The 21,224-nt window shown below is 67.4% G+C and carries 16 protein-coding genes; 8 read left to right on the top strand and 8 right to left on the bottom strand.

Annotation, left to right across the window (positions count from 1 at the left end):
- The first annotated feature begins 296 nt into the window (after positions 1 to 296).
- From AC07NN_RS11660 to AC07NN_RS11640, 5 genes are all read left to right on the top strand, one after another.
- On the top strand, positions 297 to 2,798 hold the full coding sequence (locus tag AC07NN_RS11660; protein ID WP_494640840.1) for a TonB-dependent receptor: 2,502 nt from the start codon (positions 297 to 299) through the stop codon (positions 2,796 to 2,798).
- A 146-nt stretch (positions 2,799 to 2,944) separates the two neighbouring features.
- Positions 2,945 to 4,807, top strand: a complete 1,863-nt coding sequence (locus AC07NN_RS11655) for a glycoside hydrolase family 2 protein (RefSeq protein ID WP_494640838.1) — start codon at positions 2,945 to 2,947, stop codon at positions 4,805 to 4,807.
- 252 nt (positions 4,808 to 5,059) lie between these two features.
- Positions 5,060 to 7,345 (top strand): glycoside hydrolase family 3 N-terminal domain-containing protein, encoded by a 2,286-nt coding sequence (locus AC07NN_RS11650; RefSeq protein WP_494640836.1) that lies wholly within the window; start codon positions 5,060 to 5,062, stop codon positions 7,343 to 7,345.
- A complete protein-coding gene (locus tag AC07NN_RS11645) occupies positions 7,342 to 8,634 on the top strand; it encodes an MFS transporter (protein ID WP_494640834.1) in 1,293 nt (430 codons plus the stop codon). The genes AC07NN_RS11650 and AC07NN_RS11645 overlap by 4 nt, the downstream gene beginning before the upstream one ends.
- 125 nt (positions 8,635 to 8,759) lie before the next feature.
- On the top strand, positions 8,760 to 9,338 hold the full coding sequence (locus AC07NN_RS11640; RefSeq protein ID WP_494640832.1) for a helix-turn-helix domain-containing protein: 579 nt from the start codon (positions 8,760 to 8,762) through the stop codon (positions 9,336 to 9,338).
- Positions 9,339 to 9,509: 171 nt separating this feature from the next.
- On the opposite strand, the gene AC07NN_RS11635 is transcribed toward AC07NN_RS11640, so the two are convergent.
- Complete coding sequence (locus AC07NN_RS11635; protein ID WP_494640830.1) at positions 9,510 to 11,123, bottom strand: sensor histidine kinase; 1,614 nt, start codon at positions 11,121 to 11,123, stop codon at positions 9,510 to 9,512.
- Between the two features lie 62 nt (positions 11,124 to 11,185).
- Between AC07NN_RS11635 and AC07NN_RS11630 the strand changes: the two genes are divergently transcribed.
- Together AC07NN_RS11630 and AC07NN_RS11625 are read left to right on the top strand one after the other, a co-directional pair.
- Positions 11,186 to 11,809 carry a response regulator transcription factor gene (locus tag AC07NN_RS11630; protein ID WP_494640828.1) on the top strand — a complete coding sequence of 208 codons (624 nt, stop codon included), beginning with the start codon at positions 11,186 to 11,188 and terminating at the stop codon, positions 11,807 to 11,809.
- Positions 11,810 to 11,931: 122 nt separating this feature from the next.
- Positions 11,932 to 12,300, top strand: coding sequence for a response regulator (locus AC07NN_RS11625; RefSeq protein WP_494640826.1), 369 nt, complete (start codon positions 11,932 to 11,934; stop codon positions 12,298 to 12,300).
- Between the two features lie 116 nt (positions 12,301 to 12,416).
- Here the strand turns inward: AC07NN_RS11625 and AC07NN_RS11620 are convergent, their stop codons facing one another.
- The 5 genes from AC07NN_RS11620 to AC07NN_RS11600 form a co-directional block, all read right to left on the bottom strand.
- Positions 12,417 to 13,304 carry a TauD/TfdA dioxygenase family protein gene (locus tag AC07NN_RS11620; protein ID WP_494640824.1) on the bottom strand — a complete coding sequence of 296 codons (888 nt, stop codon included), beginning with the start codon at positions 13,302 to 13,304 and terminating at the stop codon, positions 12,417 to 12,419.
- Between the two features lie 80 nt (positions 13,305 to 13,384).
- Complete coding sequence (locus tag AC07NN_RS11615) at positions 13,385 to 15,007, bottom strand: glycoside hydrolase family 43 protein (RefSeq protein WP_494640822.1); 1,623 nt, start codon at positions 15,005 to 15,007, stop codon at positions 13,385 to 13,387.
- The gene (locus AC07NN_RS11610; RefSeq protein ID WP_494641890.1) at positions 15,004 to 16,218 is read right to left on the bottom strand and encodes an MFS transporter; all 1,215 of its coding nucleotides are present in this window, start codon (positions 16,216 to 16,218) and stop codon (positions 15,004 to 15,006) included. Before AC07NN_RS11610 ends, AC07NN_RS11615 begins: the two co-directional genes overlap by 4 nt.
- Positions 16,219 to 16,395: 177 nt before the next feature.
- Positions 16,396 to 16,908 carry a low affinity iron permease family protein gene (locus tag AC07NN_RS11605; protein WP_494640820.1) on the bottom strand — a complete coding sequence of 171 codons (513 nt, stop codon included), beginning with the start codon at positions 16,906 to 16,908 and terminating at the stop codon, positions 16,396 to 16,398.
- 31 nt (positions 16,909 to 16,939) lie between these two features.
- A complete protein-coding gene (locus AC07NN_RS11600; protein WP_494640818.1) occupies positions 16,940 to 17,197 on the bottom strand; it encodes a hypothetical protein in 258 nt (85 codons plus the stop codon).
- Positions 17,198 to 17,550: 353 nt separating this feature from the next.
- Here AC07NN_RS11600 and AC07NN_RS11595 point away from each other — a divergent pair, with 353 nt between their 5' ends.
- Positions 17,551 to 17,943, top strand: a complete 393-nt coding sequence (locus AC07NN_RS11595) for a VOC family protein (RefSeq protein ID WP_494640816.1) — start codon at positions 17,551 to 17,553, stop codon at positions 17,941 to 17,943.
- 45 nt (positions 17,944 to 17,988) lie between these two features.
- On the opposite strand, the gene AC07NN_RS11590 is transcribed toward AC07NN_RS11595, so the two are convergent.
- Together AC07NN_RS11590 and manD are read right to left on the bottom strand one after the other, a co-directional pair.
- Positions 17,989 to 19,866, bottom strand: a complete 1,878-nt coding sequence (locus tag AC07NN_RS11590; protein WP_494640814.1) for a hypothetical protein — start codon at positions 19,864 to 19,866, stop codon at positions 17,989 to 17,991.
- 124 nt (positions 19,867 to 19,990) lie between these two features.
- A complete protein-coding gene (gene manD, locus AC07NN_RS11585; RefSeq protein WP_494640812.1) occupies positions 19,991 to 21,202 on the bottom strand; it encodes a D-mannonate dehydratase ManD in 1,212 nt (403 codons plus the stop codon).
- Positions 21,203 to 21,224: the final 22 nt, after the last annotated feature.

The following is a 21,224-nucleotide window of genomic DNA, read 5'->3' as shown; positions in this document are numbered from 1 at the left end:
GACAGGCGTCGCGATCAATCCCGTAAATTCTAACTTGCGTTAGAATATCGAGGTCATATTAAAATCGCACGTAGTTCCACGCGGGATGCAAGCTCGCGTGTGCTGGGGCGATAACATGACGCAAAGCGTCCTCATCCACGGCTCGGCCCTCCGCACCGCTTCGCGCGGCGCGGCCGGTCGGCCCGGATCGCCCTTCCCCAACGTCACCACGTCCGCTCTTCCCCAAAAGAAACCCGCGATTGCTCGAGGCGGGATGGGAAGTCACGCGGCCGATAATAAAAAACAGGGAGTTAGTTATGAGAAACGTCCATCTGCTGGGGGTGTCGGCCCTCGCGCTCGCCATCGCCGCCCCGGCCTACGCCCAACAAACCACGCCGGCTGACGACACCTCGATCGCCGAGATCGTCGTTACCGCCACCAAGCGCGAACAGACCCTGCAAGACGTGCCGATCTCGGTCGCCGTCACGGGTCAGCAGACCATCGAACGCGCCCAGGTCCGCGACCTGATCGACCTGCAGTCGGTCGTTCCGTCGCTGAAGGTCCAGCAGTTCAACGCCGCGGGCCAGACCAACTTCGTCATCCGCGGCTTCGGCAACGGCAACGGCAACGACGGCATCGAAAGCTCGGTCGGCATCTTCATCGACGGCGTCTATCGCTCGCGTTCCGCCGCCGCCCTGGACGACCTGCCCGAGATCGAGCGCGTCGAAGTGCTGCGCGGCCCGCAATCGACCCTGTTCGGCAAGAACGTGTCGGCCGGCGCGATCAGCATCGTGACCAAGAAGCCGCAATACGAGTTCGGCGGTAAGGTCGAGGGCACCTACGGCAACTACAACACCCGCCAGATCAAGGGCACGATCACCGGCCCGCTCAGCGAGACCCTGGCGGTGCGCCTGTCGGGCAGCGTGAACAAGCGCGACGGCTACTTCACCAACCTGACCACCGGCAGCGACGTCAACGACCGTAACCGCTGGTCGATCCGCGGCGACATGCTGTGGGAGCCGACCGACAAGACCTCGTTCCGGGTCATCGCCGACTACAACAAGATCAACGAGACGTGCTGCGGCGTGACCTCGATCTTCAACGGTCCGGCCACCCTGGCCATTGGCGGCATCCTGAAGAAGCCGATCAGCGACACCACCAAGATCTTCGACCGCGACGTCATCTTCAACACCGATCCGGCGAACAAGCTCTCGGGCAAGGGCCTCTCGGGCCAGCTCGACCACGACCTGGGCTTCGCCAAGCTGACGGCGATCACGGCCTATCGGAACCAGAAGAACGCCTCGTTCCAGGACATCGACTTCACCGGCGCGGACATCTCCAACAACCGCACCGCCAACACCATCAAGACCTTCACCCAGGAAATCCGTCTGGCGTCGAGCGGCGATGGCCCGCTCAACTGGCTGATCGGCGGCTTCTACCAGAACGAAAAGCTCGATACCGGCCGCACCATCACCTACGGCAGCGACGTCCGTGCGTTCGCCGACGCTCTGGGCGGCGCTGTCCCGGCGACGCTGCTGGCGGCCTTGCCGGCCACCATTCGCCCGGCCATCACCGGCCGGTCGAACATCTACGCCCTGGAGTTCCTGCAGAGCCTGGTGACGCCGGCGATCAAGCCCGGCTCGACCTACTTCCAGGCCGGCCAAGGCCTCAGCGACTACTACAAGATGAAGCAGAAGTCGTACTCGCTGTTCGGCCAGGTCGACTACAAGGTCACCGACCAACTGACCCTGACCGGCGGTCTGGCCTACATGAACGACGAGAAGAACGCCCGTTCCAACGTCGTCATGAACGACCCGTTCTCGGCCCTGAACCTGGGCGCCATCCCGCAATTCACGGCGATCGGCCTGCCGGGCAACCTGTATAGCGCACTGGGCGCCCTGCAGTTCTTCTACGGCAACGACCCGACCCACGGCCCGGTCAACTATCCGAACGCCGCCGAGTCCGGCCAACTGAAGGGCGACAAGGTCACCTACGCCGTCCGCGCGGCCTATGACTTCGGCGCCATCAACGCCTATGTCAGCTACTCCACGGGCTGGAAGGCCGGCGCCTACAACCTGTCGTCGGACAGCCGTCCGCCGAACGCCAACGGCGTGGGCCGCAGCGCCAAGCCGGAGAATGTCGACGTCTACGAACTGGGCGTGAAGGCCAGCTTCCCGGGCGGCTACGCCAACGTCGCGGTCTTCAAGCAGTCGATCAAGGGCTTCCAGTCGAACGCCTTCACGGGCCTCGGCTACAGCCTGGTCAACGCCGGCGAGGAGTCTGTGAAGGGCTTCGAGGTCGACAGCGCCTGGCGTCCGGTCCAATGGCTGAACCTGGCGGCTTCGGTCACCTATCTCGATCCGAAGTACGACAGCTTCACCGGCGCGGCCTGCGTCACCTTCGACACCGTCCGCTGCCCGGTCGATCCGACCACCGGCCGCCGCCCGAACTTCCGCAACCTGACGGGCGACACCCCGGCCGGCATCGCGAAGTGGTCGTTCTCGACCTCGGCGACGATCAACCACGACATCGCCGAGAACTGGCAGGGCTATGCGCGCGTGGAATACGACCACAGCAGCAAGGTCCAGCTGACGGAAACCGTGTCGCCGCTGCTGGCCAGCTATGACACCAACATCGTCAACGCCAGCCTGGGTGTGATCAACACCGCTCACCAGCTGGAAATCGGCGTGTGGGCTCGCAACCTGACCAACGACGAAAGCCTGATCTCGGCCTTCCCGACCGTGGCTCAGGACGGCAGCTACAGCGGCTATCCGAACGCCCCGCGTACGTACGGCGTGACGATCCGCAAGAGCTTCTAAGCTGATCTAGAGGGGGGCGGCCCGGCTTCGGCTCGGCCGCCCTTTCCTTATCCAAATTGGCCTGACCAATTTCCTTGCGCCTTGGCCACCGGCCGTGCTTCAACCTCTGCGACAAGGCCGAACGGCCGGTGGTGGAGGAATGCGTGATGGGAACGGGATTGAAGGTCGTGGTCGGCGCGCTGGGCGCCCTGGCCCTGCTGGCGCCGCTCGAGGCGCTGGCCTCCTCCCCCACCCTGACCCGGGCCGACAACCGCGACGGCCAGGATCTGTCCGGGACCTGGCACTATTCGGTCGATCCCTATCGCGACGGCAATGCCGGCTTCCACCGTGGCGCGCCCGGCGTCGGTCATCGCCGCTATGACGACGTCGACGTCGACGCGGTGACCAAGGCCAAGCCGAACGCCCTCTACGAATACGACATGGATCGCAGCCCCACGGCGACCCTGCCGGCCGGCTGGATCACCCACGATCCGTCGCTGCGCTATTACCAGGGCCTGATGTGGTACACGCGCCGCTTCGAGGCCGCGCCGCTTAGGCCCGGCCAGCGCGCCTTCCTGCGCTTCGAGGCGGTCAACTACACCGCCAAGGTCTTCCTGAACGGCAAGGCGGTCGGCGAACACGAGGGCGGCTTCACGCCGTTCTCGATGGAGGTCACCGACGCCCTCCGCGCCAGCAACAACCAGATCACGGTCGGCGTCGATTCCACGCCCCTGGCCGACGGCGTGCCGCCGCCGGTCACCGACTGGGAGAACTATGGCGGCATCACCCGGCCAATGCGTCTGGTGATCACGCCCGGCACCTTCATCGACGAGGCCTGGGTGCGCCTCGGCAAGGACGGCAAGATCGTCGCCACCGTGAAGCTGGACGGCGCCTCGGCGGCCAACCAGGAGGTCCATGTCCGCGTCGCCGAGCTGGGTCTCGACGTCACCGGCAAGACCGATGCGCAAGGCGTGCTCAATGCTTCGGCCGCCGCGCCCAAGGGCCTGACCCGCTGGTCGCCCGAGAAGCCCAAGCTCTACGACGTCGTCGTCCAGGCCGGCGAGGACAAGCTGACCGACCGTGTCGGCTTCCGCACCATCGAGACCAAAGGCAGCGAGATCCTGCTGAACGGCAAGCCGATCTATCTGCGCGGCATCTCGATGCACGAGGAGGAGTTCGGCGAGAACCCCGCCCGCACCATCACCGAGGCCGGCGCCCGCGCCCTGCTGAGCGAGATCAAGGAGGGCCTGCACGGCAACTTCGTGCGCCTGGCCCACTATCCGCACAGCGAGGTCATGACCCGCGTCGCCGACGAGCTGGGCCTGCTGGTCTGGAGCGAGATCCCCGTCTACTGGCTGGTCGACTTCGCCAATCCCCGCACCTTGGGCCTGGCGCGCGGCATGCTGGCCGACAACATCCGCCGCGACCGCAACCGCGCCTCGATCGTCATGTGGAGCGTCGCCAACGAGACGCCGATCACCGACGCCCGCAACACCTTCCTCTACCAGCTGGTCGACGACGTCCGGGCCCTGGACGACAGCCGCCTGGTCACCGCCGCCCTGCTGACCGACCGCAAGAAGACCGCCGACGGTGGCGTCGAGATGGGCCTCAACGACCCGCTGGCCGCCAAGCTGGATGTGCTCTCGGCCAACACCTACAACGGCTGGTACAGCGACGACGCCCTCGACAGCCTGCCGGCCATGACCTGGAAGGCCACCGACAAGCCGATGGTGTTCTCCGAGTTCGGCGCCGACGCCCTGGCCGGGTTCAGCGACCCGAACCTGATGCGCAAGTTCTCCGAGGACTTCCAGAAGAAGTACTACGAGAAGACCCTGGCCATGGCCGCCAAGGTCCCCACCCTGCGCGGCATGTCGCCCTGGATTCTCAAGGACTTCCGTAGCCCCCGCCGTCAGCACCCGATCTATCAGCAGGGCTGGAACCGCAAGGGCCTGGTCTCCCCGACTGGTCGCCGCAAGCCGGCGTTCTGGGTGCTGCAGGGCTTCTACAAGGACAAGGAAGCGGGGAAGTAGGCTCGCCTTTCCCAGGCCCACCCTCGCCTTCCTAGGCCTTGTGCCTAGGACCCATGGTTGGGCCAGACCATTTCTTCCCGGAGCGCGCTCGGCATCCGTTGGCGCGCTCCATGGAACCTCAGAGGAAGCGGAAGCATGGATCCTAGGCACAAGGCCTAGGAAGGCGGGATTTGGATTCTCGGTAGCGCTCACATTATGACAGCGCTATCAGTTACGCCAGCGTTCACTCAATGAAACGCGCTCGGGGACGGCATGACGACGCGGCGAAACGTGATGGCGGGCGGCTTCGCCCTGGCGACGACCTTGCTGGCCCCACGTCCCGGCCTTTCGGCGCCGCCGACCAAAGCCCATGTCCAGCGGGTCCGCGACCTGCTCGCCCGCATGACCCTGGACGAGAAGATCGGCCAGATGCACCAGCCGCCCGGCGGCCGGCAGAAGGCGCTGAATTCCAAGATCGACGCGGCGGCGCTGGACCTTGTCCGCAAGGGCGGCGTCGGCTCCTACCTGCACGTGGCCGGGGCCCAGTTCCTGCGCGACCTGCAGAAGGTGGCCGTCGAGGAGTCGCGGCTCAAGATCCCGCTGCTGTTCGCCATCGACGTGGTCCACGGCTACCGCACCCTCTATCCCGTGCCGCTGGCCATGGCCGCGACCTTCGATCCCGACGCCTATCGCGCCTGCGCTCGCATGGCGGCGGTCGAGACCAGCGTCGCGGGCCTGCACTGGACCTTCGCCCCGATGGTCGATGTCGCCCGCGATCCGCGCTGGGGCCGGGTGGTCGAGGGCGCAGGCGAAGACCCCCATCTCGGCTCGGTGATGAGCGTGGCCCAGACCGAGGGCTTCCAGACCAAGGATCTCGCCGGCCGCGATACGGTGCTGGCCTGCGTCAAGCACTTCGGGGCCTATGGCGCGGTCGCCGGCGGCCGCGACTACGACAGCGCCGACATCTCCGAGCGCACGCTGAACGAGGTCGTCCTGCCGCCGTTCCTGGCTGGCAAGGCCGCCGGCGCGGGCAGCTTCATGACCGCCTTCAACGACATCGGCGGCGTGCCGACCACCGCCAACGCCGCCCTGGTGCGCGGCCAACTGCGCGACAAGTGGGGCTTCGACGGCATCGTGGTCAGCGACTGGAACGCCATCGCCGAACTGATCGCCCACGGCATCGCCGAGACGCCCGCACGGGCCGCCGCCCTCGCCCTGAAGGCCGGCGTCGACATGGACATGGCCGGCGGCGTCTATGCCGCCCACCTGAAGACCGCCGTGGCCGAGGACAGGACCCTCCTGCCGCTGATCGACCAGGCCGTGACCCACATTCTGCTGACCAAGGCGCGCCTGGGCCTGTTCGACGATCCCTTCCGCTTCGGCGATGTCGAGCGGGAGAAGACCGTGATGGTCTCCGCCCCGCACCGCGCCATCGCCCGCGACGCGGCCCGCAAGGCCGTCGTGCTGCTGAAGAACGACGGCGCCCTGCTGCCCCTGGCCAAAACCGCCAAGGTCGCCGTGGTCGGGGCCCTGGCCAACGACGCCCGCAGCGCCATCGGCTCGTGGAAGGCGCGCGGCGAGGAGACCGACGCGGTCACCCTGTTCACCGCGCTCCAGGCCCGCCTGCCGGGCGCGACCTTCGTCCCCGGCGCGGCCCCGCGCAGCGATGACCTGTCCGGCGTCGCCGCGGCCGTCGAGGCCGCCAAGGCGACGGACGTCACCCTGCTGGTCGTCGGCGAGGACTTCGACCACAGCGCCGAGTCCCGCAGCCGCTCGGACCTCTCCCTGCCCGGCGGCCAGAAGGCCCTGGCCGAGGCCGTGCTGGCGACCGGCAAGCCCGTGGTGCTGGTGGTGATGGGCGGCCGCCCCCTCGCCATCCCCGACCTGTTGACCAAGGCCCCGGCCGCGCTGATGACCTGGCTGCTGGGCGTCGAGAGCGGTCCGGCCCTGGCCGATATCCTGCTGGGCGAGGTCTCGCCCGCCGGCCGCCTGCCGATGGGGCTGCCGCGCAGCGCGGGGAGCCTGCCCGAGACCTACGCCCACTACCCCACCGGCCGCCCCGCCGATCCGGACCTGGCCAAGGACACCGCCCGCTATCACGACCTGGACATCGGGCCGGTCTATCCATTCGGCCATGGCCTGAGCTATGCGACCTTCGCCTATTCCGGCTTCACCCTCGACAAGGCCGCCATCGGTCCGGACGACGCCATCTCGGCCACTGTCTCGGTCACCAACACCGGCAAGGTCACCGCCGACGAGGTCGTCCAGCTCTACATGCGCGACCCGGTGGCCGCCGTCGCCCGGCCGGTCAAGGAACTGCGCGGCTTCCACCGCCTGACGCTGAAGCCTGGCGAGACCCGCCGAGTCACCTTCAAGCTCTCGGCGCGCCAGTGCGCCTTCTGGGAGGGCGGCCGCTGGCGGATCGAGACGGGAAGGATCGAACTGATGGTCGGCGCCTCTTCGGACGACATCCGCGCCCGCGCGGCCTTCATGATCGACCTCGCCGGCTGGAGCGACACGCCCGCCGCAGCCATCCTGACCCCGGTGACCACCGCATGAGCCTGGAAGTCTCGACCGTCCGTCGGGTCACCGCGCGGCTGATGCCGCTGTTCTGCCTGATGTACCTGATCGCCTATATCGATCGGCAGAACGTCTCCTACGCCAAGCTGCAGATGGTCCAGGCCCTGGGCCTCAGCGAGGCCGCTTACGGCCTGGGCGCCAGCCTGTTCTTCATCGGCTACTTCCTGTTCGAGGCGCCCTCGAACCTGATCCTGGCCAAGGTCGGCGCGCGGGTCTGGTTCGCGCGGATCATGTTCACCTGGGGCCTGGTCACCCTGGCGCTGGGCTTCACCCAGAACGCGGCGATGTTCTACGTCCTGCGCTTCCTGCTGGGCGTGACCGAGGCCGGGTTCTTCCCCGGCGTGCTGTACGTCCTGACCCTGTGGTTCCCGCAAGGCCATCGGGGCCGGATGGTCGGCCTCTTCATGATCGCCTCGGCCCTGGCCAACGCCGTGGGCGCGATGATTGGCGGCGCCCTGCTGGACCTGGACGGCCTGATGAACGTCGAAGGCTGGCGCTGGGTGTTCCTGGTCACCGGCGCGCCCGCCGTGCTGCTGGCGCCCTATGTCCTGTGGAAACTGCCCAACGGCCCCGAGCACGCGCCGTGGCTCGAGCCCGAGCAAAAGGCCTGGCTGGCGGACACGCTTGAAGCCGAGCACGGAACCGCCGATCCGGGTCACGCCGGGGCCTGGAAGGCGATCCTGGATCCGCGCGTCCTGCTGCTGGCCGGCCTATACGTGGGTATGCCGCTGGGGGCCTACGGCCTGAGCTACTGGCTGCCGACCATCGTCAAGGCGTTCGGGGTCAGCAACACCTTCAACGGCCTGATCAACATCATCCCCTGGGTGCTGGTCGCCGCCGCCCTGTGGTTCGTGCCGCGCCACGCCGCCAAGAACGGCTTCACGGTCTGGCACGTGGCCGGCCCGCCGCTGGTCGCGGCCGTAGCCCTGGTGCTGAGCGTCATCGTGCCGGGAACCTGGGCCAAGTTCGCCCTGCTGTGCGTCGCCGCCCCCGCCATCTTCGCCGGCCAACCGGGCTTCTGGAGCCTGCCGCCGACCTTCCTGTCCGGCGCACGGGCGGCGGCGGGGATCGCGGCGATCAACGCGGTCGGCAATCTCGGCGGCTTCGTCGCCCAGAACGTGGTGCCGATCATCCGCGACGCCACCGGCAACAACCTGGCCCCGATGCTGTTCCTGGCCGCCTGCCTCAGCATCACCGGCGGCATGGTCTTCGTCGCCTTCCGCGTGCTCAAGGTCAGCGGCGGTAGCGGTACCTATACCGACGTATAGGTGCGACAGACCAACGCAGGAGTCGGCCACGCCTTGGTTGAATGGTCCCCGGATCGGGGATGGAGAACACTGATCGTCGAAACACGGAGCCCCTCTCCCCATGGGGCGCATCGGAGATCGACGCCATGTCCTACCAGCCCGCCGCCCGCGACTTCGCCGCCGCCACCGACCGCTTCGACGGCCTCGTCGCCGGCCAGATCCTGGACGCCGAAGCCCGCTCGTTCGCCCCGGATCTGAAGGACATCCTGACCCGCGCCGAGCTGTCGATCGGCACGGACCTCGCCACCGCCCGAGCCCTGCTGGCCAGGGCCAGCGCCCTGGTGGCCGAGGCGACCGAGGCCAAGGCCGCTCGCGACACCCATGTCGGCGGCCTGGCGCCCTGGCAAGCCAAGCGGGTCACGGCTCACATCGACGCCAACCTGGCCGAGACCATCCCCGTCGCCCGCCTCGCCGACCTGGTCACCCTGAGCGCCGGCCACTTCAGCCGCGCCTTCAAGCAGACCTTCGGCGACACGCCGCACGGCCACGTCATGCGCCGCCGGGTCGAGACCGCCAAGTCCATGATGCTGCGCGGCCGCGAGCCCCTGAGCCAGATCGCCTATCTGTGCGGCTTCGCCGACCAGGCCCATTTCTCGCGCACATTCCGCAAGTTGGCCGGAGCCTCGCCCCTGGCCTGGCGTCGCGCCAACTACGCGACGGCCTGAAATCACGTTCATCGAACCCTGTGCGTGTTTGTCGCACTGGTTAAGCTTCGTTAAGCATTGCCTTGGCGACTGGACTCGTCGATTGATCCAGAACTCGGCGCACCCCACCGCGTCCGACACCTTTCTGTATAGACCGGCTGGCGGCCCCCCAGAGGCTACCAGCCGGTTTCTTTATGCAGCTTCCGGCAACGCGACCCTGAACAGCGCGCCGCCGCCCGGCGCGGCCGACACAGCGATCTCGCCGCCGTGCGCCTCGACGATCGACTTGCAGATCGACAGGCCCATCCCCATCCCGGTCGCCTTGGTCGAATAGAAGGCGTTGAACAGGCTCTTGGCGTTCTCCGATGGCACCCCAGGCCCAGTGTCGGACACCTCGACCACCACCGCCTCGCCGTCGCGCCGTGTAGCGATCGTCAAGTCCCGCGCCACGTCGTCGTGCGCGGCCATGGCCTGGATGGCGTTCATGGCCAGGTTGATGATCACCTGCTGCAGCTGCACCCGGTCGCCGCTGACCTCGCCCGCCTCCGGCGACAGGGCCAGGATCAGGCGGACGTCGTGGGCGGTTAGCTCGCGCTTCAGGAGCAGCGTCGCGTCCTCGATCGCGCCGTTCAGGGCGACGGGCGCGCGCTGCGGATCCTTGTTGGCCGCCATGGCCCGGATACGAGCGATGATGTCAGAGGCGCGCTGGCCCTCGACGATCATCCGCCCCATCGCGGCGCGGGCCTCCTCCAGATCGGGCTCGGCGCGGTTGATCCAGCGCAGGCCGGCCTCGCCGTTGGTGACGATGGCGGCCAGGGGCTGGTTGACCTCGTGGGCGATGGAGGCGGTCAGCTCGCCCAGGGTCGCGACACGGGCGGCGTGGGCGAGGTCCGCCTCGGCCTTGCGCTGGGCGTCCTGGGCGGCCAGCCGGTCGCTGATGTCGACGATGCCGACCAGCACCGTGCCCCGCTTGACCCCGTCGCGCGGGTAGCAAGTGGTGAAGAGGGCGTCGAACTCGGTCCCGTCCGCCTTGCAGAACCGCGCCTCGGCCTCGTAGCTGTGCCGCCGCTCCAGGGCGGAGAAGACGCTCTCGGCGAACACCCCTTCACTGGAGCGCGGCCAGAACCGCGACACCGAACCCAACAGCGCCTCTCGCGGCGCGCCGAACAGTTGGACGGTCTTGTCGTTGACGTCGACCACCCGCGAGACCTCGATCATCCGCCGGACGACCTCGGGATGCTCGGCGACATAGGCGCGGACGTCGGTCATGCCCTGCTTCTGCAGGTCCGCCAGCACGTCGCCCAGGCCGTTGAAGTCCAGCTCCCAGAACGACACCGCCATGGCGCGGAAGACGTTGCTGTAGCGGTACTCGCTGTATTTCAGCTCCAGGGCGGCCCGGCGCGCGGCGGTGATGTCGCGCCCGCTCTCCAGCACCTCGATCGGCGCGCCGTCGGCATTGCGGCGCAGGGTCCAGCGGGTGTCGACGACCACGCTGTCGCCGGCCGCCGTGGTCCGGGTCAGCTCGCCTTCCCAGTGGCCGGTGTCGAGCAGTTGCTGGCGGATGTCGGCGAGCTCGGCCGGATAGCGGGTGGCCAGCAGGTCGCCGGGATCCCGCCCCACGGCCGTCTCGCGCGCGTGGCCGTACAGGGTCGCCGAGCCCCGGTTCCAGAAGGTGATCCGTCCGTCCAGGTCGCTGACGAAGATCGCGTCATGCGCCGCGTCCAGCATCTCGGCCAGATCCTGACGACGTCGATCCAGGTCTTCCGACGCCGCCATCGCGAACATTGCCGAGGAACTGCCGATCATATGGGCCTTATCTCCGCGAGCATTTATTGACGAGCTCGCCCCTCTGGTCCAGCTATCGAACGATGGTCGCCCAAACCGTCCATATCGTCGATGACGACGCGTCGCTGCGTGACGCCCTCTCCAGCCTGTTCCGTTCGGTGGGACTGGAGACGCGCTCGTTCGGCAATGCGCAGGAGTTCCTGACGTCCGGCCACGCCGGCGACGCGGGCTGCCTGGTGCTGGACGTGCGCCTGCCGGGCCTCTCGGGGCTCGACTTCCAGGACAAGCTGGCCGCTGCCGATATCCGCATGCCGATCGTGCTGATGACCGGCCATGGCGACATCCCGATGAGCGTGCGCGGCATGAAGGCGGGCGCGGTCGACTTCCTGACCAAGCCCTTCCGCGACCAGGACATGCTGGACGCCGTCTCCGCCGCCCTGGAACGCGATCAGGCCACCCGGGAAGAGCAAGGTGGACTGGACGGCCTGAAGGCCCTCTACGAGACGCTGAGCCCGCGCGAGCGGCAGGTCATGGTGCTGGTCGCCAGCGGCCTGATGAACAAGCAGGCCGCCCATCAGCTGGGGCTCTCGGAAATCACCGTGAAGATCCACCGCGGCAACCTGATGCGGAAGATGGAGGCCAGGAGCCTGGCGGACCTCGTCCGCATGGTCGAGGCGCTGAAGCTGCGGCCTGACGAGCTGTCCTGAACGACCGAGCGGTCTTGAACGCTCGTGACGCAAGCCACACAAACTTCCGTATAATTTCCGGCGAGTTGGATATCGGGCACTTGTGATCCTCGCGACCTTCGTCGCGTCCGAGGAACCCGCTTTTGTCCGCTTCCCCCCTCATCTGCGTCGTCGACGATGACGATTCCGTCCGGGTTTCGCTGGAAGGCCTCCTGCGCTCCCTGGGCCATCGCGTGCGGGCGTTCGACAGCGCGGTGGCGTTCATGGCCTCGGACGCGCGCGGGCAGGCCGACTGCGTGATCAGCGACGTCCAGATGCCCGGCATGACTGGCGTCGAGATGAAGGAAGCCCTGGTCGCGGCCGGCGAGACCACGCCCGTGATCCTGATCACCGCCTTCGTCGACGAGACCCAGAAGGCCCGCGCGGAGAAGGCCGGCGTCACCTGTTTCCTGCCCAAGCCGTTCACGGGCGACCGGCTGATCGACTGCCTGAACCAGGCGCTGATCGGGTGAACCCCTGCGTCCTTCGAGGCGCGCTCAGGAGCGCGCACCTCAGGATGAGGGAGTCATTGCCCTGAGTTCCTCATCCTGAGGCGCCCGTGAAACGGGCCTCGAAGGACGCACAGCGCCTAGAACGGCTTGTCGCCCTTGATCGTCACCCGCTCGACGATCCGCTCCTGGGGCCAGTAGTCCAGGATCGCGTAGTGCTGGGTGGCGCGGTTGTCCCAGAAGACGATGGCGTTCGGCGTCCAGCGGAAGCGGACCTGGTATTCGGGCGCTTTCACCCGGTCCAGCAGGTCGGCGAGCAGCGTCTTGGCCTCGTCCTCGGGCAGGCCAAGGATCCGCGTCGTGAAGACCTTGTTGACGAACAGGTGCTTCTCGCCGGTCTCCGGATGGGTGCGGATCACCGGGTGGACCATCGGCGGATAGGCGGCCCGCAGTTCCTGGCGCTTGGCCTCGTCGACGCGGTAGCCGTAGCTCTGGATGATGTCGTGCTCGGCCGTCAGCGTGGCCAGTTGGTCCTTCAGCTTCTGGGGCAGGTCGCGATAGATGGCGGCCGTGTCGGCGAACAGGGTGTCCCCGCCCAGCGGCGGCATGTGCCGCATGCGCAGCACCCCGCCCATGGACGGCGCCTCGCGGAACGTGACGTCGGTGTGCCACTTGTTGGCGGCGCGGACGATCGGGACGATGTCCTCGCGCAGCTTCATGCCGTCGGCCGCCTCGATGTGCAGAATCTCCGGGAAGCCCGGCACGTGGGCGGTGACCGGATGCCCCTCCAGGTCGCCGAAATAGCGGCCGAAGCGGACATGGGCCTCGTGGCTGATGTCCTGGTCGCGGAAGAACACCACCTTGTAGCGCAGCAGGGCCGCGCGGATCGCCGCGACGATCTCGGGCTTGAGCTCTTCGCCCAGGTCGAGGCCGGAGATCTCCGCCCCCAACACCGTGCCGGCGGGCGTGACCGTCAGGCCGGCGTAGTCGACGGCGTCTTGTTCGGAAATGGAGACCGGAGCGTTCATGGCGTTCTCCCTGTGGCCGTCTGAGGCGGCTTGCTGGGACGAACCTTACGACTGAACGCCGATCACTCAATCCAGATAATCTAAGTTCGGTATTCCCGCTCCTCGTACTCGAACCAGTCGAAGTCGGCGGGGGCAGCGGTCCCGGCGGTGTCCTGGCAAGCCATGCCGACGAAAGCGCCGGTGAAGTTCGGAGCGCCGGGCGTCGTAGCCTCGTCCGAGAGGATCGAGGCGTCGAACACCTCAGGGAGCCAAGTCCACGCCCCCTCGCCTTGCCGATAGCCGAACCGCAGCCGCTCGAAATCAACCTCGACCCGCAGCTCGACCGGACCGGCGGCCAGCGGGATCGGGGCGGTGAAGCTGTCGGCCTGGGGGCTGTCGGGTGTACAGGTCATGACCCGCAGGTGCTTGCCGACGCCGTCGTCGTGGCTGACGTGCAGATAGTGGAACTTGGCCCCGTTGTAGTAGCAGACGAGGCCCGCGGCCTGCTGGAAGTGGGCGGGCTCGAAGTCCAGCACCGTGGCGGCCGAATAGCAGTGGGCCTGCTGGCGGCGGGCGACCAGGGCCTGGCGGAACAGGCTGCCCAGGCTCTCGCGGCCATAGAGGCGCAGCGAGCCCGGCTTGGCGGTCAGGCTGAAGATCTCGTCGGGATAAGGCGTCCGCAGCCACTGGAAGTCGATCGGCAGGTCCGGCCCGTCGAACGCCGCGCGCACCGGCGCGGCGGGCCAGGGTTGCTCGGGCAGGTTCGGCGCGGGCGTCTCTAGCGTCGGATCGCCGGAGCCGTCGAGGGTGCGCAGCCAGCCATCCTCGCCCCAGACCAGCCTCTGGATCGCCGTCTCGCGGCCCAGCGTGCAGCGGCCACGATTGGCGATCGGGCGGCCGCAGAGATAGACCGCATAGGTCTCGCCGTCGGCGGTCTCGACTAGGTCCGCGTGCCCGGCCCGCTGCAACGGCGCATGCGGCCGGTCGCGGGCCGTCAGGACGTAGGTGTCGGGGTGCAGTTCGTACGGCCCTTCCAGGGTCCGCGACCGCGCCAGGGTCACCGCGTGGCCCCAGCCCGTGCCGCCCTCGGCGGTGACCAGATAGTACCAGCCGTCGCGCTTGTAGAGGTGCGGCGCCTCGGTCAGGCCGATGGGCGTGCCCTCGAAGATCACCTTGCGCTCGCCGACCAGCCGCCCTTCGGCGACGGAATATTCCTGCAGCACGATGCCGGCGAAGCGGTTCTTGCCCGGCCGGTGGTCCCACAGCTGGTTGACCAGCCACTTGCGACCATCGTCGTCGTGGAACAGCGATGGATCGAAGCCCGAGCTGTTCAGGTAGATCGGGTCGGACCACGCGCCATCGAAAGTCTCGGTCGTGACCAGGTAGTTGTGGAAGTCGCGCAACGACGCTCCCGACGCGCCTCCGACCGTGGTCCGCCCGTAGCGCTTCACGTCGGTGAAGATCAGCCAGAACCGGCCATCGGCATGGGTCAGACACGGGGCCCAGACCCCGCAGCTGTCGGGATCGCCTCGCATGTCCAGCTGGCTGGCGCGGACCAGCGGCCGGGTCAGCAGCCGCCAGTGCTTCAGGTCCCGCGAATGGTGGATCTGCACGCCCGGGAACCACTCGAAGGTCGAGGTGGCGACGTAGTAGTCCTCCCCCACCCGCACGATCGACGGATCGGGATTGAAGCCGCGCAGGATCGGGTTGCGGATCACGCTCATGCCTTGGCCTCGGGTGTGGCGCGGTCCTTGACCAAGGTCCAGAGCAGCACCGCCCCGGCGATGTCCAGCACGCCCAGGGCGACGAAGAAGGGGTCATAGCCGATCTTGGTCACCAGCCCGCCAATCAGCAGCGAGAACAGCAGCAAGCCGAGGTTGCCCATCATGCCGGCCAGCCCCGCCACGGTGGCGACCTCGTCACGGCGGAACAGGTCCGAGGCCATGGTGATGACGGTGACCGAAAGCGTCTGGTGGGCGAAGCCCCCCAGGCACAGCAAGGCGATGGCGGCGTAGGCGCTCTCGACCTTGCCGACGAACATCATGCCGGTCATCAGCAGCGCCCCCAGGGTGAAGGCGATGCGGCGGGCGTTGATCAGCGACACGCCGCGCTTCTGCAGGAAGTGGGCGATCACCGGTCCGGCCAGGCACCCCAGGTCGGCGGCGACGAACGGCATCCAGGCGAACAGGGCGATCTGCTTGAGGTCGAAGCCGCGCGTCTGAGAGAGGTACAGCGGCACCCAGAACGACAGCGTTCCCCAGGTCGGATCGGCCAGGAAGCGCGGCAGGGCGATGCCCCAGAACTGGCCCTGCTTCAGGATCGAGACGATGGAGGGTTTGGCTCCGGCGGCCGAGAGGTGCGCTTCCTGGCCGGCGGCGATGGCCCCGCGCTCCTCGTCGGTCATGGATGGGTGCTGCTCGGGCGAGCGGTAGAAGGCCAGCCAGCCGACCACCCAGACCAGGCCCAGCGCCCCCGTCAGCACGAAGGCCGCCCGCCAGTTCCAGGTCAGCACGGCCCACACCACCAGCGGCGGGGCCAGCATCGAGCCGATCGACGAGCCGATGTTGAACACCCCGCCCGCGAAGCCGCGCTCCTTGGCCGGGAACCAGGTCGCCACGGTCTTCATGCCGGCCGGCTGAGCCGAGCCCTCTGCCAGCCCCAGGAAGCCGCGCAGCACCGCGAAACCCTGCCAGCTGTTGGCCAGGCCGTGGGCCATGGCGATCAGCGACCAGGCGGCGGCGAACAGCGCGAAGCCGGTGCGAAGGCCCAGGGTGTCCAGCACGTAGCCGCAGATGGGCTGCAGCATGATCCCCAGCTGGAAGACGCTGGTGATCCAGGAATATTCCTTCACCGAGATGCCGAGGTCCTTGAGGATCGTCGGCGCCGCCACGCCCATGGTGGCGCGGGTCAGGTAGTTGACGATCGCGCCCATCATGACCAGGCCGATGATCCACCAGCGAAGGGCCTTGAGCTTGGGCCAGGATGACGTGGGCACGGCGGCGTTCTCCCCGTCGGTCCGTGCGCTCGTCGCGGCGCGCTGGACCTACAGGATGTTACCGCTATCGCCGATGAGGTCTGACGTCCACCCCAGCAAGGTCAGACACCGATATGCCTAGGTGTGGGGATGGCCGGCGCTTAGGGCCTTGGCGCGACGCAAGGCCTGCGACCGCGCCGACGGCGTCTTCCTGGCGCCATTGGCCGACTTGCTGGCCACGGCCCGCTTGGCGGCGCGCGCATCCTTCTCGGCGGCGGCCTGCTTCAGCGCCCGCACGCTGCGATCCGCCCGCGCCTTGCAGTGGGCGTGCATGGCTTCGAGCTCCTTGTCGGTCATCTTCTCGATGCCGATGAACTCGTTCTCGGCGTCGGTGGTCGCGCGGATCAGCTCGTCCAGCTTGGTCTGCAGGGCGATGCCGTCGCGGTTCTGGGTGTTCTGGATGAGGAACACCATCAGGAAGGTGACGATGGTGGTGCCGGTGTTGATCACCAGCTGCCAGGTTTCGGAGAAGCCGAACAGCGGACCGCTGACAGCCCAGGTCAGCACCAGGGCGACGCAGATCAGGAAGGCCGGCGGGCTGCCGGTGATCCTGGCGGTGACATTGGCGAACTTGGCGAACAGCTTGTCCACGGGCGACCTCTCTGCGGTCGCCCCATAACGCCTAGACCGTGGCCTCGGCTCCGCTTTCGGTCTTGGGCCCGTGCGCAGCGCCGAGACCCGCCCGGTCGATCTCGCCGACGAAGCGGTCCTTGCCGTCGGGAACGATCGAGGGCTCCCAGACGAACACGCCGATGCAGTCATGGGCCGCGGCGACCTCGCCGGCCACTTCCAGGGCTTCGACATCGTCCTCGGCGGACTCTGCGATGAAGGTCAGGGAAACGCCGTCCGCGCGTCTGGGGTAGAAGAGATAGGTGGGCATGATGGTGCTCCAGCCAAGTGAGCGGGAGCGGAAGCCAAGGCTTCATCTCTCAGTCACCGGCGCTCGAGTAGCCCGTCCCGATGATGCCAAACTCTAGCACTCATTTTGGGGAAATCGAGTAAAAACCTCCGCCACTTGAAATAACTATATGTCGTAAACTCGACACAGAATGATCATTTCATCCGCTAAATAGCGGAATACATGATTAATTCGAAATCAACATGGCATTCTCAATGCCAGAATATTGACTCGATATCTTTGCGACGAACGCGCGATGCAACCGCCGTTTTCCGCTGGCGCGCCAATCCCCGCTCCGCCAACCTGCCGCCCATTCAACGCGAAGGGAGAACGCGATGATCGGCTACACCCTGGTGGGCAGCAACGACCTGGACAAGGCCAAGGCCTTTTACGACGGCCTGTTCGGCGCGGTCGGGGTCAAGCGGCTGATGGAATTCCCCAACGGCGGCTGCGCCTGGGGCGCGGACTGGACCAAGCCGATGTTCGGCGTCGGCAAGCCCTATGACGGCGAGGCCGCGACCTTCGGCAACGGCACGATGATCGCCATCGTGCTCGACGAGCGGTCCAAGGTCGATGCGCTGTACGGCAAGGCCATTGAGCTGGGCTCGAAGTGCGAAGGCGGCCCCGGCGTGCGCGGCGACGAAGGCCCGCAGGCGTTCTACGCGGCCTATTTCCGGGACCTGGACGGCAACAAGCTGTGCGCGTTCCGGGTCGGGCCGGCGAACTAACGCACAAACACCCGACCTCCCCGGCGAATGCCGGGGAGGTCGGGTCTATTTGTAGCTCAACGTCCAGCTCACCGTGATCGAGCCGCTCGCCCCGGCGCCACCCGTGCAGCTGGTCAGGCTGGTCATCGCCCCGGTCGGGGCGCGGTAGGCCTTGTCGTCGTTCAGCGGCTTGGTCGAGCAGGACAGCCCCTCGACCTTGAAGCCGGTCACGTCGCCCGTTCCGAACGTCGTCGTCCCGCCCTTGGTCGTCGCCTTGCCCGAGAAGCTGGCGAAGGCCAGGTCCACGGCCTTCACCGCGACGCCGGGCTTAGGCGTGAAGACGTCCGTGCGGCGGATGCGGCCCGGTTCCAGCACATAGGTCGTCTTGACGCTGAAGCGGTCGTCGGCGACCGGCGCCTTCTGGCCCAGGCGGTCCAGCTGGTCCTGGCCGTAGGTGATGGTCGTCCGCACGCCCTGCTCGGCGATCTTCACGTGGGCGGCATAGGCCAGCGGGGCCAGCTGCGCCCCATCGGCCAGGGTGATGCGCGGCAGCAGCTGCGGGAACGGCGTGTCGGCCACGCCCTGCAGCAGGCCCGGCGAGGACGGGATCGGATAGTAGGGCGTGTTCTGGTGCTGGCCCTCGCCGCCGTTGATGATCGGCAGACCAATGACGCGACCTCGGTCACGCACCGTCACCACCAGCCGATCGTTCTTGCCCCGCGCGAACCAGGTCACCGTCCGCTTGGGCAGCTTGTCCAGCCACGCCGCGTAGCCGGCATCCGGTGTCTTGTCCTTGAAGCCCAGCTCGTTCCAGATCGCGCTGGTATAGATGTACTGCCGGCTGAGGCTGAGGTTCTCGCCCAGGATCCGGTGCTTACCACGATAGGCGTCCGTGCGGCGGCCATGCTCCCACATGTTCACCGAGCCCATCTTGGGATCGAACCAGAAGTCCATGTAGCGGGCCGCGACACGCGATGAGAACGCGTAGGCCATCTTCTTCTCGGTCGGCGTCAGCACGTCCAGCTTGGCCGCGGCGGTCAGCACCTCCAGGAAGGCCGTCTCGCCATAGGTCCCGATGCTGCGGCCATATTCGAAGCCCTCGCCGCGCGGGTTGAGGCGCGGCAGCATCAGGTCGACCGAGCGGCGCAGCCAGGCGCGGACCTCGGGCGTCGCGGGCATACCGGCCTCGATCAGGCGGTGGCTGATCTCGCCGATCAGGAGGACGGAATAGCGGTCGAAGCGCCCTTCCCCGTCGGTCTCGTCGGCGAAGCCGTACTCGCCGGAGTACTTGCGATAGTGGTCCAGCGTCTTGCCCAGCAGGCCCTCGCTGGCCGAGGCGTCTTCCCAGCCCAGCCGATAGCGCAGCCGGGCCACGCTGAAGGCGACGCCGTAATAGTTGTTGGGCAGGTTGATCAGGGTCAGGTCGTCGGTGCGCACGAACCGGCGCCAGTCCAGCTTGGCCTTCAGCTTGGCCAGGGCTTCCGGCGAGACCGCCTGGTCCAGCACCCCGGCGTCCTTCAGCATCAGCAGGGCCTGGCAGTAGTAGTAGATGCCCCAGGTGTCGTTGGGGTCGTCGACGGTCAGGTCGGCGATCTGGCGATAGGCGGCCAGATATTCCTTGAACTTCGGATCCGTGCGCGGCGTGTCGACGATCAGATAGGCCAGGCCGATGGCGATCTTGCCCGGCAGGAACTTGTCGTCGGCCTCGAAGACCTTGACCCCGTCCAGGGTCATGTCGCGCTTCTGCGCCATCAGCTTGTCGAGCAGCACGGCCATCTGCGGCAGCATGCGCGTCTCGACCGTGCGGTTCATCGGCGCGACGGTCGTGTAGAGCGGACCGCGCGGCCCTTGCTCGGCCAAAGCCTTCGCGGGCGTCGCGGCGAAGGCCGGAACGGCCGTGGCGGCCAACAGGGCCGCGGTCGTGAGAAGCAAGGCGGTACGCATGAGTCGCTCGTGACGCCCGCCTGGCGGGCTTCTGGCTACTGGGCGCCGCGCGACCTTGAAGGCGGCGGCGAGCTTGGCATGACCAATCTTGCCGACCGCACTAAGATGTCAAGCCACTTTGGCCTTACCAGTTGAACATCGTCCCGTCTTCGAGACGGTTCACCGGCAGATAAGCGCGCTTGTACGGATGCTTGGCCGCCAGGACTTCGTCGATGTCGACGCCCAGGCCCGGCTTGTCGCCCGGGTGCAGCAGCCCGTCGTTGAAGGTGTAGGCGTGCGGGAAGACGGCGTCCGTCTCCGGCGTGTGGCGCATATATTCCTGCAGGCCGAAGTTCGGGATCGCCATGTCCAGATGCAGGGCCGCAGCCATGGTGATCGGCGACAGGTCGGTGGCGCCGTGACAGCCGGTCTTGACGTGGTGCAGGTCGGCGAAGGCGGCGATCTTCTTGAGGTTGGTGATCCCGCCGGCGTGCAGGACCGTGGCGCGCAGATAGTCGATCAGCTGCTCTTCGATCAGCTGCTTGGCGTCCCAGACGTGGGCGAAGATCTCGCCGACAGCCAGCGGCGTCGTGGTGTGCTGGCGGATCAGGCGGAAGCCGGCCTGGTTCTCGGCCGGGACCGAGTCCTCCAGCCAGAACAGGCGATAGGGCTCAAGGTCCTTGCCCAGACGCGCGGCCTCGATCGGGGTCAGGCGGTGGTGGACGTCGTGCAGCAGGTGCACGTCCCAACCCAGCACTTCGCGCGCCTTCTCGAACAGTTTCGGCACGTGCTTCAGATACTTGGCGGTCGACCAGATGTTTTCGGTGGGCAGATCCGCGTCCGCCGGCTCGTAGAACATCTTGTCGCCCGAGACGCCGTAGGTGCTCGACAGCCCCGGCACGCCGGTCTGCAGGCGGATCGCCTTGTAGCCCATGGCCTTGTACTTCACGGCCTCGGCGATGGTGTCGTCGATGCTCTCGCCATTGGCGTGGCCGTAGACGGTGACGCCCGTGCGGCAGGCGCCGCCCAGCAGCTGGTAGACCGGCAGGCCCGCGACCTTGCCCTTGATATCCCACAGCGCCATGTCGACGGCGGCCAGGGCGGTCATGGCCACCGGGCCGCCGCGCCAGTACGAACCGCGATAGAAGAACTGCCAGATGTCCTCGATCTGGTGGGCGTCGCGGCCGATCAGGCTGGGGACCATGTGGTCCTGCAGGAAGCTGACCACCGCCAGCTCGCGGCCGTTCAGGGTGGCGTCGCCGATCCCGTAGGTCCCGTTCTCGGTCGTGATCTTCAGCGTCACGAAGTTGCGGCCGGGGCAGGTGACGATGACCTTGGCGTCGATGATCTTCAGCATGGACCTAGTGAGAGCAAGCGGG

The sequence above is a fragment of the Caulobacter sp. GW821-FHT09H08 genome, assembly GCF_059415885.1.
Note: the sequence above shows the minus strand (reverse complement) of the source record. Positions and strands in the feature narration are given on the sequence as shown.

Bases quoted from the DNA above. Each gene is read 5' to 3' on its own strand.
- AC07NN_RS11650 (WP_494640836.1), top strand. From the start codon at position 5,060: ATGACGACGCGGCGAAACGTGATGGCGGGCGGCTTCGCCCTGGCGACG.
- AC07NN_RS11640 (WP_494640832.1), top strand. From the start codon at position 8,760: ATGTCCTACCAGCCCGCCGCCCGCGACTTCGCCGCCGCCACCGACCGC.
- AC07NN_RS11595 (WP_494640816.1), top strand. From the start codon at position 17,551: ATGATCGGCTACACCCTGGTGGGCAGCAACGACCTGGACAAGGCCAAG.
- AC07NN_RS11610 (WP_494641890.1), bottom strand. From the start codon at position 16,218: ATGATGGGCGCGATCGTCAACTACCTGACCCGCGCCACCATGGGCGTG.
- AC07NN_RS11655 (WP_494640838.1), top strand. From the start codon at position 2,945: ATGGGAACGGGATTGAAGGTCGTGGTCGGCGCGCTGGGCGCCCTGGCC.
- AC07NN_RS11615 (WP_494640822.1), bottom strand. From the start codon at position 15,007: ATGAGCGTGATCCGCAACCCGATCCTGCGCGGCTTCAATCCCGATCCG.
- AC07NN_RS11645 (WP_494640834.1), top strand. From the start codon at position 7,342: ATGAGCCTGGAAGTCTCGACCGTCCGTCGGGTCACCGCGCGGCTGATG.
- manD (WP_494640812.1), bottom strand. From the start codon at position 21,202: ATGCTGAAGATCATCGACGCCAAGGTCATCGTCACCTGCCCCGGCCGC.
- AC07NN_RS11660 (WP_494640840.1), top strand. From the start codon at position 297: ATGAGAAACGTCCATCTGCTGGGGGTGTCGGCCCTCGCGCTCGCCATC.
- AC07NN_RS11600 (WP_494640818.1), bottom strand. From the start codon at position 17,197: ATGCCCACCTATCTCTTCTACCCCAGACGCGCGGACGGCGTTTCCCTG.
- AC07NN_RS11635 (WP_494640830.1), bottom strand. From the start codon at position 11,123: ATGATCGGCAGTTCCTCGGCAATGTTCGCGATGGCGGCGTCGGAAGAC.
- AC07NN_RS11620 (WP_494640824.1), bottom strand. From the start codon at position 13,304: ATGAACGCTCCGGTCTCCATTTCCGAACAAGACGCCGTCGACTACGCC.
- AC07NN_RS11630 (WP_494640828.1), top strand. From the start codon at position 11,186: ATGGTCGCCCAAACCGTCCATATCGTCGATGACGACGCGTCGCTGCGT.
- AC07NN_RS11590 (WP_494640814.1), bottom strand. From the start codon at position 19,866: ATGCGTACCGCCTTGCTTCTCACGACCGCGGCCCTGTTGGCCGCCACG.